Here is a 14,364-nt window from a genome sequence, read left to right as displayed (position 1 = left end):
AAATTAGAGATAAATAAGTATAAATAACAACGGCGTTTGTAGCATTACCGTTGCCTTAACGTTAATTAATACTGATGAAAGGCCTGCGATACAAACTCCAGCACGTTTGGTAAGGATGCGCGCCAGTACGTCCAGGTGTGTGCGCCATCACGGATGCGAAACTCATGCGGGATCTCTTTTTTGCGCATAGCGATGTGCACCAGGCAGTTCCCCTCGTACAAAAAGTCGTCGTCGCCATCGTCAATATACCAGCGAACGGCTTTTTTCTGGCTGTCGGGCATATTGTTTATCAACGCAATGGCGCTATGCCGGTTGTAATAATTCACAATCAGCGAATCGGCAATACCGGGATTGTTTTTAGTGATGGAGGTTCTTGCATCGTCCAAAGTAAGCGGCCCCACTGATGCGCTGAGCGGGCAGGCCGAAGAAAACATTTCGGGGTGATGCAGGGCATACATAAAGCTGCCGCCGCCGCCCATTGATAAACCGGCGATAGCCCGGAAACGTTTATCACTTTTTACACGGTATTTCTTTTCAACAAAGGGCACCAGTTCCTTAAAAAAGAAATCCTCGTAGTTCCAGTCGCCTTTAATATCGTTAAAATAGCCGCGGCGGCCGGTATTGGCATCGGGCATAACAATTATCATCGGGGTGGCGGTACCATCGGCAATGGCTTTATCGGTAATATTCAGCACTTCGCCAAACTGTACCCAGCCGGTTTGATCGTCGCCACTGCCGTGCAGCAGGTAAAGGATGGGGTAACTGCGATCAGAGGTTTCATAGCCCGGTGGCAGGTAAACAGCATATTTACGGTCGCTTTTTAATATTTTACTGGATACCAAAAGGTTATCATACACCTTGCCTGTTTGCGCCTGTAACAGGAACGGGCAAAGCAGCAATACCAGCATGAGCAGGTTGTGGGATCTTGTCATAACAGTTTAATTGGTTTGTGTGATCAATATCGGGGATATATTGCGTAACCCTATAAATTTACTGTAAAAATATGGATAGGCGGATAACAATAATTGAAGTTTGACTCGGCGGGCCTAACCACGTCGCATTTATCCAAAATCTAACTACCTTTACCCGGCTTTAACAATGACAGACGAAAACCCGACATCTGCCCAAAATAAACTGCTTTACCTTTTTACCGGGTTGGCTATTTTAATAAATTTCAGTGGTTTGCTCATCCCCATTCAAAGCCCTGATGCCGCTATTTATGCGCTTATTTCAAAAACAATGGTGCAGCGCAATGATTTTGTGCAGCTTATTTACCACGGCGCCGACTGGCTGGATAAGCCCCATTTTCCGTTTTGGATAACCGCGCTTTCGTTTAAGGTATTCGGTTTTACCACATGGGCCTACAAGCTGCCGGGGATCCTGTTTTTAATGATGGGGGCTTATTATACCTACCTGTTTGCCAAAGCACTGTACACCCGGCAAATAGCTTTATGGAGCGTATTGATATTGCTTACTGCCCAGCATATTGTACTGTCAAACAATGATGTACGCGCCGAGCCTTACCTAACCGGGCTTATCATAGCTGCGGTTTATCATTTTTACAGGGCCCATACCAGCAACAGTTTTTGGCAATTGCTGGCGGGCTGTGCCTTTACTGCCTGTGCTATAATGACCAAAGGAATGTTTGCGCTGGTGCCCATAGGCGGTGCCATTGTAGGGCAACTGACCATCACCCGGCAATGGAAAGCGTTATTTAATGTAAGATGGCTGGTTGCCGTTATATTGATCCTGGTGCTTATACTGCCTGAACTTTGGTGCCTTTACCGGCAATTTGACCTGCACCCCGAGAAGGTTATTTTCGGCAAAACCGGGGTATCGGGCATCCGGTTTTTCTTTTGGGACAGCCAGTTTGGCCGTTTCTTTAACACCGGGCCAATAAAGGGCCATGGCGATCCTTTCTTTTTTTTGCATACTGCACTGTGGGCATTTTTGCCATGGTCGTTCATTATGTTTGCCGCCGTTTTCCAGCTGATAAAAAAAGGCATCAAATACCCGCAGGGCATCGAGTGGTACTGTATCAGCGGGGCATTGCTTACCTTCCTGTTGTTTTCGGCATCGGCATTCCAGCTGCCGCATTATTTAAATATTGTGTTCCCGTTTTTTGCTATTATTACCGCGCAGTACCTTAATTACGCCGCAGGTAAAAATACCCTTAAAGCCATTACCATAACCCAAACCATAGTGATTGCGTTGATGCTGCTGCTGATTGCTGCCCTCCACTATTTTTTCAGGCCCGTGGTATTCAGCGTATTCACTGCTTTAACGCTACTCCTGCTGCTGGCTCTGCTTTTATTTCAAACCAGGCTTATCAGCATTGGCGGGTATCAAAAAATAGCTGTTCGTACGTTACTGGTGTCGTTTGTGGTTAACCTGTATTTGAACCTGTCGTTTTATCCCTCATTAATGCGTTACCAAACCAGCAGCAAGGCCGCCGTATGGATCAATAAGCATAACCCGCAAAGCCTGCCTGTTGCTGCCGAAATTGATGATGCTGCTGCACCGTTTGAGTTTTACAGCGACAAGCCCGTAGCAGCCTTTAACGCCGCCAATATAAAACCGGGTGTACCGGGAAAGCCTTTTTTGCTGTATACCACAGCGGCCCAGCTGCAAAGTTTAAACACCAAAGGCTTACATACCAAAACGGTTGCAACTTTTGAGCGCTATTTTGTAACACGGCTTAAGCTTTCGTTTATCAATAAAAAAACACGGGCGCAGGAACTGGAGCAAATGGTGGTTGCCGAAGTAGAATAACAGCTTATTTTTTTCAAAGGTTTGCGGAACGTACATCGCTCGCAGAATTTTAATCACCGGGTCTTCCGCAAGCGGTAAAGAGGGCCCAAGAAATTCATTTTATCTTTTCCCCCACCTCTTTCCACGGCAGGTGAAGAGCGGTCGACCAGCGGAGCGTAGTCGGGTGAGTTAACCGTACAACTTGCAACCATCCCACCAATTATTTTGAACCCTTTGTATCATTCAAATCTTTACCCCCGTAATAGGAAATAACCAGGTGAAAATATAAGTGGTTACTTCTCATTGTTTTTTAGGGTAAAACACCATGCTTCGCCGTAATTATCAAGCTTTTTGCTTATTGTTCTTACTCGCTAAGAAAAATAATATCAAACTCCAACCGAGGTAAAGAGCCTGGTACTTTAGCCCTTGGAGGAACAAAAAGCTGCAGCGAAACATGTGTTTTCCTTTTTTTAAGATCCCATATCCCGGCTACCTATTCCGTTCTTAAACTTTTAACAGGGTTGCTGATGGCGGCTTTAATGGTTTGCAGCGTTATCAGCACCACCGTAAGCAGGCTGATTGTTGCTATGGCGATAATAAAAGGATAGCCGGTAATTGAAATGCGATACGCATAACCATTGAGCCAGCTGTGCATAATTAAGTAAGCCAGCGGGCATGATATTATCCCCGCAATAATAACTATCGCCAAAAAATCCTTTAAAAACAGGTTGATAATACCGACCACAGATGCTCCCAGCACTTTACGGATCCCGATCTCGCGGGTGCGCTTCTGAATGCTTAATGATACCAGCCCCAATACGCCCAGCAGCACAATAACTATGGCCAGCAACCCGGCTATGTACGATGCTTTTTTCAGCTGGATCTCGGTTTGGTAAATATGGGTTAGCGCCTCATCCAAAAAATGATATTCAAAAGGGGCATCAGGCATTAAGCTGCTCCATTTTTGCTGTAAGGCTGCTATGCTTTTTTGCGCGTCGCCGGGCTTTAGTTTAACAGAAAAGAAACGGTAATAGGCCGTAAAATTTACGTTTAAAAATGTAACTGGTTTAATACTTTCCTGCATTGAGCCAAAATGAAAATCTTTTGTAACCCCGCTAATAATAAACGGCGTAGTAATACCTGCAACATTTACCTGTTTACCAACAGCATCGCCTGCATCTTTATAGCCAAGCGCCTTTGAAGCAGTTTCATTGATAACAACTTTTGCCGAATCAATAGCGCTGTAAACCGGGCTAAAAAACGAGCCTGCCAGCATCGGGATGTTATAAGTTAAGGCGTATTGGTTATCGGCACTCAGGCCCTGGGTGGTTAAGGCTTGTTTAGGATCAGTGCCCTGCCTGTAAATTTGTGTGGGGCCGCCATTGCCGCCATCAGGAATCTCCCATGAAAGTGCCACGCTGCTAACCGAAGGCGTTTGCGCCAGCTGGTAACGGATAGCTTCCATTTTTTGTACCCCTTTCTTACTCCAGTCGCGGGGTACCTGGGCATACACAATATAATCTTTTTTAAAACCGAGGTCTTTACCAAAAAACAGATCTACCTGCTGCGAGATAATTATGGCGCCGATAAATACCAATGCAGCTGTACCGAACTGAAAGGCCACCAGTGCCTTGCGGAACAGCACACTGTCTTTAACAGTGGTTAACTTGCCTTTTAATGAATCTACCGATTTTAAGGCGGATAACACCAACGCCGGATAAATGCCCGCCAGCAACCCAACAAATACCGCAAATACAAACGGAAGTAAATAAAAATACCAGGGGAATGCAAACAGTCCGGTGATTGGTTTCCCTAAAACATCGCTTAAATATGGCCGGGCTAATAGGTACAATGCCATTGCAATAAAGGTGGCCATGAGCACCAAAAGGGTAGATTCTATTAAAAACTGCCAGATCAGCTGCTTCCTTAATCCGCCTAAAACCTTGCGGATGCCCATCTCCTTCATCCTGGATGACGACCGGCCGATACAGATGTTCACAAAGTTGATAACCGCCATCAGCAAAATAAAGAAGGCAATAAATGAAAGCGTATAGATCATTTTATTTACCGTACCGCCGTTAGCCTGCCGGTAATAACTTTTTAAGGGCACCAGATAAGGTGTAAGGTTATCACTGATTTGCTGCGGGGCGTTTTCTTTTATCAGGTGCCGCATAGGTGCTTCAAGCTGCGCCGGGGTAACACCCTTTTGCAGTTCAATATAGCCTACCAGGCTGGTATTGTTCCAGCCGGTAAGGTTACGGCCTAAAAACACCGATGCTTTTTCGGGCAGGAAGATGTTGCTATGGTTATTGTCGTTAACGCTGGTTACGGAATTGCGTGCAGGCTCGTCCAGCACTCCCGATATGGTAAAATCATGCTTCGAGCCCGAAAAGTTTTCAATGGTGAGCGTTTGCCCCACAACATCCGTACTGCCGAAATATTTTATAGCCAGCGAGGGGGTTATAACTGCCGAAAAAGGATCATTAAAAGCAGTTTCGGCGTTGCCGCGCTGTAGGGCAAAACCGTACATCTTTAACAGCGTGCTGTCGCCCACCTGGATACTTTCGCGAAAATGCTTATCGCCCTTTGATACATTGCTGGTAACCCCATCCCAATGGTAATAGTTGGCCACCAGTGTTGGGTAAACTTCTTTTAAGGTTTTGGGCAGCTGCGCTATGGTGCCCAGCTCAAAGCCCAGGTTTGGGTCTTTCCACCGGCTTTGCAAAATATACTGGTTATCGGCATTTTTAAGGGACTGGTTTACCCGCAGCTCGCCCCAAACATAAGCGCCGATAAGCAGGGTGAACGCTATGCCTACCGAAAGGCCAAAAATATTGATAACGGCAAATCCTTTGTTTTTCAAAAGACTGCGCCATGCCATAGTGAAGTAGTTTTGCAGCATATTTGTGATTTTTGGTAATGATGAATTAAAAATAGGGATATAACTGCTTTGCTTTTATAACATTAACATATTTTAACAGGGATGGCAACCGCCGGTAACATCGCACGCAGAATTTACTCACCCGGTCTTCGCTTCGCCCAACCAGCCCTCTCTTCCGCAAGCGGTAAAGAGGGCTCAAGAAATCGCTTGTATCCTTTCCCCAACCTCTTTCCGCCGCAGGCGAAGAGAGGTCGACCAGCGAAGCGTAGTCGGGTGAGTTAACTGTACGCTTGGCAACCGCAGAATTTTACTCACCCGGTCTTCGCTGCGCCCGACCTGCCCTCTCTTCCGCAAGCGGTAAAGAGGGCTCAAGAAATCGCTTGTATCCTTTCCCCAACCTCTTTCCGCCGCAGGCGAAGAGAGGTCGACCAGCGAAGCGTAGTCGGGTGAGTTAACTGTACGCTTGGCAACCGCAGAATTTTACTCACCCGGTCTTCGCTGCGCCCGACCTGCCCTCTCTTCCGCAAGCGGCAAAGAGGGCGTAAGAAAATCCCTTGATCTGTTCCCCTCACCTCTTTCCGCCGCAGGCGAAGAGAGGTCGACCAGCGAAGCGTAGTCGGGTGAGTTAACTGTACGCCTGGCAACCGCAGAATTTACTCACCCGGTCTTCGCTTCGCCCAACCTGTAGTAAATATTACATCCCGTTAACTTACCTGTTGTTATCTTGCAGCGTAAAACCAATTAAAAACCAACCCCCATGGAAAATTACATTGCCGAACTTTTTGAACGCGACCTTTTAAAACTGCGCGATGAGGTAAAAAACTTTAAAGACGAAGATAACCTGTGGCGCAAAGAAGATGGCATCAGCAATTCGGCGGGTACGCTGGTGCTGCATTTAACCGGCAGCCTTAATTTTTGTATCGGCACCACCATTGCCCATAACGGCTATGTACGCAACCGCGAGCTGGAGTTTTCGGCAACGGATATACCCCGCGAACAACTGATTGCAGGCATTGAACATTTAATTGAGGTGATAAAAACCACGTTAGGCAACATTACCCGCCAACAGCTGGATGAAACCTACCCGCTGGAAATTCAGGGACAAAAAAGCACCGGCTTTTACCTGGTTTATTTTCACGGCCACCTCAATTACCACTTAGGGCAGATCAATTATTTAAGGCGGATACTGGAAGGATAATAAGAAGGGGCGAGACCAGATCCAAGGTATTAGATATTAGGAATAAATTCTTTAACCTGAATCAATACTCCAGCTCCCGGCAATGGTAACCTGCCGTTTGCAGCAGCAATTCAATATACCGCGGCGATACGTTGCTGGCTTCTACACGCAAAATATTATCACAATCTTCCAGGTCAAAGTTCCAGCCGGTAATTGCCGGCACAGCAGTTAGCAGGGGTTTTACCTGGTTAATGTGCTCGGGTTTTTCAATGTTTGTTGTAAATACTAATATATCCATGGTGTTTTTCATTTGGTAAATAAGTAAATAGTCTGGATCAATAACTATTAAGAATGCTAAAACCGGACAAACCGCCGCAGTTTTATTTTAGGTGATAGTTTAAAAGCAGCAGCCCGGTGCCGGGTAGTCCCCGGCTCCGGCTTGCTGCGTGCAGCGTTATAATTCTTTTTCTGCGCTTTTAGGCTCGTCCCAATATTTATCATACGGGTTGCCGGCATGCCTGCCCCAACGGCCATGGCCGCAGTTTTGCCATTTCTCTTTAAATTTTTCGCGTTCTTCGGGTGTCATGGCTTTAAACTTTTCTTCCATGCGCCTGCGCATCCATGGTGCACCGCCCCCCCATTTGCCGGGGCCGCCGCCTTTGCCAAAGCCGAAAAGTATTTTGCATAAAACAAATATGCCCATGGCCTGCCAGAAAGTAATAGCTGCTACATGCAGAATGTCGGGCAGCAGGCAGTTCCATAAACTCATCACCACAAAGCTGATGAGCGACAGGAAGGCGGCCCCTGCCAGCGGAATAAAAATAAATCGCCCTTTATAAAAAAATGATTTCATGTTAATGTCTTTTAATATTGTGTAATTTCCTCGTACAATTGTTTTAACCTTTTGCGCAGGTGCACCACCGCATACCGCTTGCGCGATACCAGGGTTTGCACGTTTACGCCGGTGTTTTGGGCAATCTCGCTAAAGGGGATGTCGTCCAGCTCATGCCAGATAAACACCTGCCTTTGCTCGGTCGGCAGCTCATCAAGCGCTATAAAAAGCTGCTCCCAAAAAAGATTGCGTACATACTCCGTTTCGGGGGTGTTAGCTTCCGTCATCAGGATGGATTTAAAGTCAAACGCATTGTCTTCATCCTCTTCGGGCAGCATATCATCCAGCAAAGTTTCGGTATGCTTTTTATGCTTATCCAGTATTTTATTGCGTGCCACCTTGTAAAGCCAGGCCCCGGTTTGCTCAATGGGTTCTGAATTTATTACCGAGCTGAACTGGTACCAAACATCCTGCAGAATGTCTTCGGCATCGGCATCGTTCTTTACCCTGCGCCTGATAAAGCCCAGCAAGTTTTTACCATACGCGCCAATAGCTTGTATAATAGTCTTGTGGTTTTCTTCGGGCATTACGGCGGTGATCAATTTATTTACTGTTATTTAATAGAGCAGACGACTGTATTTCAGAAACATTTTAAAATTTGTGAAAAAAAGTGAAGACGTTAGCCCGTTTTAACAATTTGGAGTATTCAAAGATAAAATGTTTCAGCTTAACTTGCTTTTTTAGCATTTGTTGGTGTTGTCACCACCTCCGATCGGAACAATCAGGTAGCGGCGCTCATTTTATTTGTGGCGCCTTAACGCGACTAAATTTTATGCTTTTTACTTCCAGTTCATTAGTGATTGTTCCAAGTCCGTTGTCCAAACGATGAAATACAGTCTCTACAATCACATAGTGGTGATTGAACCGCCTGACAGTTTTTCGAGTATTTTCTTCTATTCTCAGCGGTATCGCCTTCTTAAAGTTGTGCGTGTTATACTCCTCCTCACTTAGCCACAAAGCATCGATTTCAAACCCAAGATTGAGGTAACCAATCACAGCCAACGGCTGACCGTCGTAGTATGCAGCATTGAGCTGTAGATCGGCAAAGCCAATTCTATATGGGGAGTTGTGTCCATTGGGAGGATGCTCCACCGTTGCTGAATCGGTTTGTGCATAAGAACAGTGCCAGGCGAGGATAGTGGAAATCATCACGATAGTTGAGCAAAATAGTTTCATTGCATCGGTTTAGCTATTGCCAAGATAAGAAAGTTTAGCAAATATGTGAACGAGCAACCTTTGTAACCATTCCTGTTTTTTTAGTTACCTACCGCCTTTGCTGGTGTTGTCAGGAGAGTATAAACATGTTAGACCACTGTTTTTTTTCTTTTAGCCAAAACAACGATAAAATACACAAATCCTCCTATTATTAACGGGCTCGAACAGCAAAACAAAATCGTGTTAGTAGGATTCCCAAAATCATAAACACCGCCCCAAGATATATATCCAAAAACGTAACCTAACGCAATGCAAAAAAGTGAAATGATTATCTTTACAAATTTAGTCATTGCTTTTTAGTCTTTGGTTTATCGGGCTTGTTGGCATGGATTACGTGTAGTTGGTTACGGCTGAGTCACATACACCAAAGGCCGCATCCAGCTTGTTGGTGACAACATCAACAAGGGCGTACAATGCAGTAAATTACCGGCGGTTTTCCCTGCCTACTCTATCCCCAAATATTCTTTCTGTTTGATCTCTACCAGGCCTGAAGTTTGATCGCGGCGCAGGTAAATGCTTACCCGGTAAAAGCTGTTATCCAACAGGTAAATGTTGTTGGCCTCATCAGCACCATGAAATTTCATCTCGAGGCCGAAGCGTTTAGCCTGCGCAATCATATTTAAAATATGCTGCGGATCGGTTGAGGTATAATTAACGGTATGCAGCACTGCACCATCAGATAGCTTGGTAAAGTTGCCCACCACAATTTTTTCGGTAGCAGGTTTGCCAGTTATGCTTTTAAAATATTCAATCTCGTGCCCGTTAACATCGGTACTGTAATCCTGCCGAAAAGAGTTTCCCTGTAACAAATTGTCGTACACTTCGCTATTGGTTAAGCTGGTAAAGTAAACCAGATCGCTAAACTTTGTACTTTGGCCGTACATGCTTAGGCTTGTCAAAAGCATCACCGGTAAAAAGAACAGGTATTTTTTCATAACAGCAGTAATTGTTTTTTCAATACTTTAATTTTAAAATGACGTTTTGCGCTTACCAAATATACCTGATTAGCGCCGGAATTAGAATAACAAGATTAAGCAGTAAAAATTTACTTCTAAAATCCTGCACCGCTTCACTGCCCCGGATGATAGGTTTTTTCGGCGTGTTTCAGCACATCAGCCTTATAAAACAAAACATCCTTAAACTTACCTTCAATATACATGCCAGCCTGATCAGTATAGTGTTTGGATGCCGGATTAAACGATTGACCGCCGGTGATAACGCTTTTTGCCTTAATACGGGCACCAAATTCCACAGCGGCAATAAAGCTGTTGCCCGAATAACCGTAGCGCTTTTTGGTATTCATGGTGCGGCTCTGGAACGATGGCAGCTGCCCAAACGCCGAAGATACGGCAGCAACCGGCATGCTTGGCGCATCGTCACTAAACGTTACACCGTCGGCAGGGCGCTGGTACCTGTTGATCTCACCCCATTTAATCGCCCAGGTGCCGTAACGCTTTTCCAGGCTTTTTACCGCTGCTGTAAAAATTTCCAGTTGTTGTTTGGCAGTAAGGGTTTGCATAAATGCATTTACCCTTTCCGTTTGATAGGTGCCTTCCTCGTCCGTTTTTACAGGTGGCAGGCGGCTGATGATGAACGTTCCCCATTCAACAGCCAGCGTGGTGGCAACGGAGTTTACCGCCGAATATTTATCCCAGGTACGCATAGCTTCAACCGGGCCGGCAAGTTGTTGTTTAACAGAATCGGACCCTGCATCATAAGCTTTAAGCAGCGGTGGCAGCAATACGTCAAAAGCAGCCAGGTAATGGTCATATCCTTTAGCTATCAGTTCATCCAAACTCAGTTTATTTATTCCGCTCAATAGCTTTATGGCGTTAACTGCCCTGAAGTTTTGCCCGTCGGGCGCCATGTATGCCGGATATTGTGCCTTATCAGGACTGTATTTGCCTGCTGATGCAAATGGCGTTGAGTTACAGTTCTGGATCCATCCGTTGGCCGGGTTATACACGTGCACACTTTCGTCAACCGGATGCAGCCCCTGCCATTCCGTTGCCGATGTACTTCCGTCAACAGGTAAGCGCCAGTCAAATGCAGGGTTTCGTTTCGGCATAAAATTGCCGTACCAAAAAGCAATATTGCCCTGGTCATCGGCATAAACGGTATTGTTGGTACCGTTGGAGAGCAAGGCCATCGCCTTTTTATATTCGGCAAAGGTGTTGGCCTTAGTGATCAGCCACGATTCGAGCAGCGCGTTGTATGACCGGTTATTGGCCTTTAGCGCAAGCCATTTGCCACCACGACTACCGAGCACCGGCCCGTGCTGCGTGTAATACCCTGTAATAACCTTATGTTCAGTAACGCTGCCGTTTTTAATGCCGAGGTCCAGCTTGCGGGTAATCACGGGCTTTAATTTCCCATCATACTCGTAATACCATTGCCCGTCTTTTTTAGTCATTTTTTCAGCGTACAGGTCGCCTACATCGGCACTGCTGCTGGTGTGCATCCAGCCGCAGTGCGGGTTAAATCCCTGGTAAACAAAAAACTGCCCCCAGGTAACTGCACCATAAACATTTAAGCCCTGCTGGCTTACCAGCTGCACCTCGCTTCGGAAGTAGAACGGCACATGCGGGTTAATGTAAAGCATGGCATGCCCCGATGCCGATTTAGCAGGGGCAATAGCAAACCCGTTAGATCCGGTTTCCCTGTCGCTAACGGCAGCAGGCCGGTAAACTGCACCCAGCTTTTCAGGGTCGCCGCCATAAAAAGCTTTTGTTTCCCCCAGGTTAATGCCACCGGTAACCGTGGCTGCCACGCTGCCGTCCGTAAACATCAGCGCATACCAGGGTTCAAAATGCTGAAAAACAGCAGGTTTAACCTCAGGGTGTTTGTATAAATAATAGTTCATACCGTCGGCAAAAGCATCCATTAATTTCCTGAACCATGGCGCCGCCGCTTTATAGTCTTTTATCGCATCGGCTGTATCTGCAATTAATTGCAGCTGTACATCCGTGTAAAGGCTTTTCTCCCCATCCACTTCGCTTTGCCTGCCCAGCTGGTACAAATAATTTTGTTCAATGCCTTTAAAGTTATCTTCGCATTGGGTGTACATCAGCCCAAAAACAACGTCAGCATCGGTTTTTCCATAAATATGCGGTACCCCCCAGTTATCGCGGATAATGGTAACGGCATTGGCCTGTTCATTAAAACGCCTTATTTGCGCAGGCGAATACTTTTGTGCAACCGCGAATACCGGCAGCAGCAGTATTGCAATAAACAATGGGCATTTAGCGAAATCAGCAAGTTTTACTGCATATTTTGTAATAAATATGTCTTTTTTGTACAAGATCATAAATTAGTGTTATTTTTACAGTTATTAATGTAATAATTCCTTACTGTTGTGCGTTGGCATATTGTAATTAGCTAATATAGCCCGAAATTTTATAAACAGGTATAGGATTTGTGTTGTTACACAATAGTTTGATTTTGTTTTATTGATTTTATAATCAGTTAAATATAAAGGGCTTGGATTTTCATAAACATGTTATCTGAGATTTAGTTGATCAACATTATTGAGAAAAATGTTGTGTGCGTTCCGGGGTGAGATACGGAACGCATTTTTTTTGCGGCAGATTTTAAAGATCTAATCACCCGCCTGGTTTCCCTGATGCCCGTAAACCAAACAACTGGCCTGTCTTTTATCTTCAACATGTCGCCTTTCAAAAAATAAAAGAAACATTTTTATGCAATATGCTATTACTGTATTATTAACCAACACAGTCATGAAATACGCATTTATAATAGGCACAAGTGCTTTTATTGTTCCGGGCAAAACTATCAGTTACGGTAGTGATGGAAACTGGAATCACTTTTTGAGGATCAACGCCATTTATCACGACACTTCGGCTCCGGCAGAAAATTCTTTCTTTGATGTAGATATTGATATAAAGGATATAGATGGCACCCCGGTTACCATAATTTCAAACAAAGCAGTAACCGGTGCGCCTTATACGATTAAAGTAGAACGGGATACCATCCGCGTATTAAGGATTGACGGCACCACTTTAATTGAGGTTCACCAGCTTGATGACGAATCGGCAATGAGCCTTGAACATAACATTACCGCCGAGCTGGATGTACAAGCCCCGGTTGTGGTGATCCGTGTGCGCGGTGAGTTCCTTGTTGACGGCATGCACATCAGGGCTGAAAACGAAAAGCTGCTGATTAACGATATTGGATACGCAACCGCAGCCTTGGTTGGCCACAACGACCTTAAATTTACACCGGCAGGAGTAGTACTTTAGCAGTTATAGTTTAAAAGCGGACGGCTTAACCTAATGTCCGGGTAACGGATCAGGGTAAGCTGCACGCTTTCCATACTTTGCCATTACCAACAGCACCATCCTGTTATAAGTGGCAAGGCCCTGCGGCTGGTTATTAACCTTTAAAAAACGATCGTAAAAAATACTGGTGATAACTTCTGCTTTGTTTTGGTAGGACACCCAGTAAGCGCGCTCCTTAACAAAATCCTGGTGAACTGCCTTTGACACCCGCGGCTTAAGCTGTTTATTGGCCAGGCTATCCCGGTAAAACAACGCGTGCATAAATTCATCAACGGCAAGGTGATAGGCTGAGTAGCGCAACAACCTGTCATGCGAACCTATCCCGGCCAGGAATCCTCCAAAATCAGCCTCATCCTCAAGCCCGTACCCCATCTGGTGCGACATTTCGTGGCAGGCAACTACCGGCCTGTTAAAAACCGGCATCTGGTAATTTACCTGCGCCTCACCGGTAAAAGGGTTAAAATACCCCGAAGTGCCGATATAATTGAGCAACGGCGTTAATATAGACGGCTTAACAGCCGGATGATAAGCCCAGAAACTGGCAGAATCGTTTGAGAGTTTACTAACGGCCATTACGGCTGTTTTAAAAATGGTACTGTTGTCCTGCGCCAGGTCGGCCGGTGTTAAGCGTGCACGCGTGGCATTGGCACTGTCAATAAGCATAGCGGTAACCGCTTTAAGGCTGGCCGTAGTATAGCTGGTGTCTCTGAGGTTTAATCTTTCACCAGCCAAGGGACGAAAGTAGTTCATTCCCCAAAACAAATAAAAGATCAAAATAGCCACCTGTACCTTAATAACCATGCCCGCCGCTAACAAGGCTCCGCTGAAAAACTCCTTTTTAAAAAGCAGTTTTAAGAACTTAACGAGCGTATAAATAAGATACAAAACAGTAGCGATATAAAATACATCGCCCATGCTAAACGGAAAAAGACTTAATACGGGATGCAGCAGCCAGCAAATAACCGGGTAAAAGCCGGTTGAAAAATATCGCTCCACAGCATGGGGGTGGTTCGCAAAAACCATCAGCAAATAAATAGCAACGGCAAGTGCAGCTATTGCAATACCCCTGGTTTTTAGTGCTTTTTTATCCACAGCGTTTAACATTGGCGGTAAATATAGCAATAGCAGGGTATTTGAAAATATAAAAGCC

General features: G+C 45.4%; 12 protein-coding genes. 3 read left to right on the top strand and 9 right to left on the bottom strand.

Features of this window, described 5'->3' with window-relative positions:
- Positions 1-65 precede the first annotated feature (65 nt).
- A complete protein-coding gene (locus tag MuYL_RS05180) occupies positions 66-932 on the bottom strand; it encodes an alpha/beta hydrolase (RefSeq protein WP_094569519.1) in 867 nt (288 codons plus the stop codon).
- A 166-nt stretch (positions 933-1,098) separates the two neighbouring features.
- Between MuYL_RS05180 and MuYL_RS05175 the strand changes: the two genes are divergently transcribed.
- On the top strand, positions 1,099-2,772 hold the full coding sequence (locus MuYL_RS05175; RefSeq protein WP_094569518.1) for an ArnT family glycosyltransferase: 1,674 nt from the start codon (positions 1,099-1,101) through the stop codon (positions 2,770-2,772).
- A gap of 472 nt (positions 2,773-3,244) precedes the next feature.
- Here the strand turns inward: MuYL_RS05175 and MuYL_RS05170 are convergent, their stop codons facing one another.
- Positions 3,245-5,653, bottom strand: coding sequence for an ABC transporter permease (locus MuYL_RS05170; protein WP_094569517.1), 2,409 nt, complete (start codon positions 5,651-5,653; stop codon positions 3,245-3,247).
- A 736-nt stretch (positions 5,654-6,389) separates the two neighbouring features.
- Here MuYL_RS05170 and MuYL_RS05165 point away from each other — a divergent pair.
- Complete coding sequence (locus MuYL_RS05165) at positions 6,390-6,830, top strand: DUF1572 family protein (RefSeq protein WP_094569516.1); 441 nt, start codon at positions 6,390-6,392, stop codon at positions 6,828-6,830.
- A 61-nt stretch (positions 6,831-6,891) separates the two neighbouring features.
- Here the strand turns inward: MuYL_RS05165 and MuYL_RS05160 are convergent, their stop codons facing one another.
- The 6 genes from MuYL_RS05160 to MuYL_RS05135 all read right to left on the bottom strand — a co-directional run bounded on the left by MuYL_RS05160 (position 6,892) and on the right by MuYL_RS05135 (position 12,223).
- Entirely contained in the window at positions 6,892-7,107 is a 216-nt protein-coding gene (locus tag MuYL_RS05160) for a hypothetical protein (protein ID WP_157740621.1), read from the bottom strand.
- A 156-nt stretch (positions 7,108-7,263) separates the two neighbouring features.
- Entirely contained in the window at positions 7,264-7,662 is a 399-nt protein-coding gene (locus MuYL_RS05155) for a hypothetical protein (RefSeq protein WP_094569514.1), read from the bottom strand.
- Between the two features lie 11 nt (positions 7,663-7,673).
- Positions 7,674-8,243 (bottom strand): RNA polymerase sigma factor, encoded by a 570-nt coding sequence (locus MuYL_RS05150; RefSeq protein ID WP_245845784.1) that lies wholly within the window; start codon positions 8,241-8,243, stop codon positions 7,674-7,676.
- Between the two features lie 193 nt (positions 8,244-8,436).
- Positions 8,437-8,877, bottom strand: a complete 441-nt coding sequence (locus MuYL_RS05145; protein WP_157740619.1) for a hypothetical protein — start codon at positions 8,875-8,877, stop codon at positions 8,437-8,439.
- A gap of 482 nt (positions 8,878-9,359) precedes the next feature.
- On the bottom strand, positions 9,360-9,851 hold the full coding sequence (locus tag MuYL_RS05140) for a hypothetical protein (RefSeq protein ID WP_094569511.1): 492 nt from the start codon (positions 9,849-9,851) through the stop codon (positions 9,360-9,362).
- 134 nt (positions 9,852-9,985) lie between these two features.
- Complete coding sequence (locus MuYL_RS05135; protein WP_094569510.1) at positions 9,986-12,223, bottom strand: penicillin acylase family protein; 2,238 nt, start codon at positions 12,221-12,223, stop codon at positions 9,986-9,988.
- Positions 12,224-12,653: 430 nt separating this feature from the next.
- Between MuYL_RS05135 and MuYL_RS05130 the strand changes: the two genes are divergently transcribed.
- Complete coding sequence (locus MuYL_RS05130) at positions 12,654-13,175, top strand: hypothetical protein (protein ID WP_094569509.1); 522 nt, start codon at positions 12,654-12,656, stop codon at positions 13,173-13,175.
- A gap of 30 nt (positions 13,176-13,205) precedes the next feature.
- Here the strand turns inward: MuYL_RS05130 and MuYL_RS05125 are convergent, their stop codons facing one another.
- Positions 13,206-14,318 carry a DUF3810 domain-containing protein gene (locus MuYL_RS05125; RefSeq protein WP_094569508.1) on the bottom strand — a complete coding sequence of 371 codons (1,113 nt, stop codon included), beginning with the start codon at positions 14,316-14,318 and terminating at the stop codon, positions 13,206-13,208.
- Positions 14,319-14,364: the final 46 nt, after the last annotated feature.

Origin of the sequence: Mucilaginibacter xinganensis (assembly GCF_002257585.1) — a bacterium.
Taxonomy (GTDB): domain Bacteria; phylum Bacteroidota; class Bacteroidia; order Sphingobacteriales; family Sphingobacteriaceae; genus Mucilaginibacter; species Mucilaginibacter xinganensis.
The sequence above is the reverse complement of the archived record's forward strand: the minus strand, read 5'-3'. Positions and strand labels throughout refer to the sequence as shown.

What these genes read in the sequence shown, in the direction of transcription:
- MuYL_RS05180 (WP_094569519.1), bottom strand. Translation starts at nt 932, where the DNA reads ATGACAAGATCCCACAACCTGCTCATGCTGGTATTGCTGCTTTGCCCG.
- MuYL_RS05175 (WP_094569518.1), top strand. Translation starts at nt 1,099, where the DNA reads ATGACAGACGAAAACCCGACATCTGCCCAAAATAAACTGCTTTACCTT.
- MuYL_RS05170 (WP_094569517.1), bottom strand. Translation starts at nt 5,653, where the DNA reads ATGCTGCAAAACTACTTCACTATGGCATGGCGCAGTCTTTTGAAAAAC.
- MuYL_RS05165 (WP_094569516.1), top strand. Translation starts at nt 6,390, where the DNA reads ATGGAAAATTACATTGCCGAACTTTTTGAACGCGACCTTTTAAAACTG.
- MuYL_RS05160 (WP_157740621.1), bottom strand. Translation starts at nt 7,107, where the DNA reads ATGGATATATTAGTATTTACAACAAACATTGAAAAACCCGAGCACATT.
- MuYL_RS05155 (WP_094569514.1), bottom strand. Translation starts at nt 7,662, where the DNA reads ATGAAATCATTTTTTTATAAAGGGCGATTTATTTTTATTCCGCTGGCA.
- MuYL_RS05145 (WP_157740619.1), bottom strand. Translation starts at nt 8,877, where the DNA reads ATGAAACTATTTTGCTCAACTATCGTGATGATTTCCACTATCCTCGCC.
- MuYL_RS05140 (WP_094569511.1), bottom strand. Translation starts at nt 9,851, where the DNA reads ATGAAAAAATACCTGTTCTTTTTACCGGTGATGCTTTTGACAAGCCTA.
- MuYL_RS05135 (WP_094569510.1), bottom strand. Translation starts at nt 12,223, where the DNA reads ATGATCTTGTACAAAAAAGACATATTTATTACAAAATATGCAGTAAAA.
- MuYL_RS05130 (WP_094569509.1), top strand. Translation starts at nt 12,654, where the DNA reads ATGAAATACGCATTTATAATAGGCACAAGTGCTTTTATTGTTCCGGGC.
- MuYL_RS05125 (WP_094569508.1), bottom strand. Translation starts at nt 14,318, where the DNA reads ATGTTAAACGCTGTGGATAAAAAAGCACTAAAAACCAGGGGTATTGCA.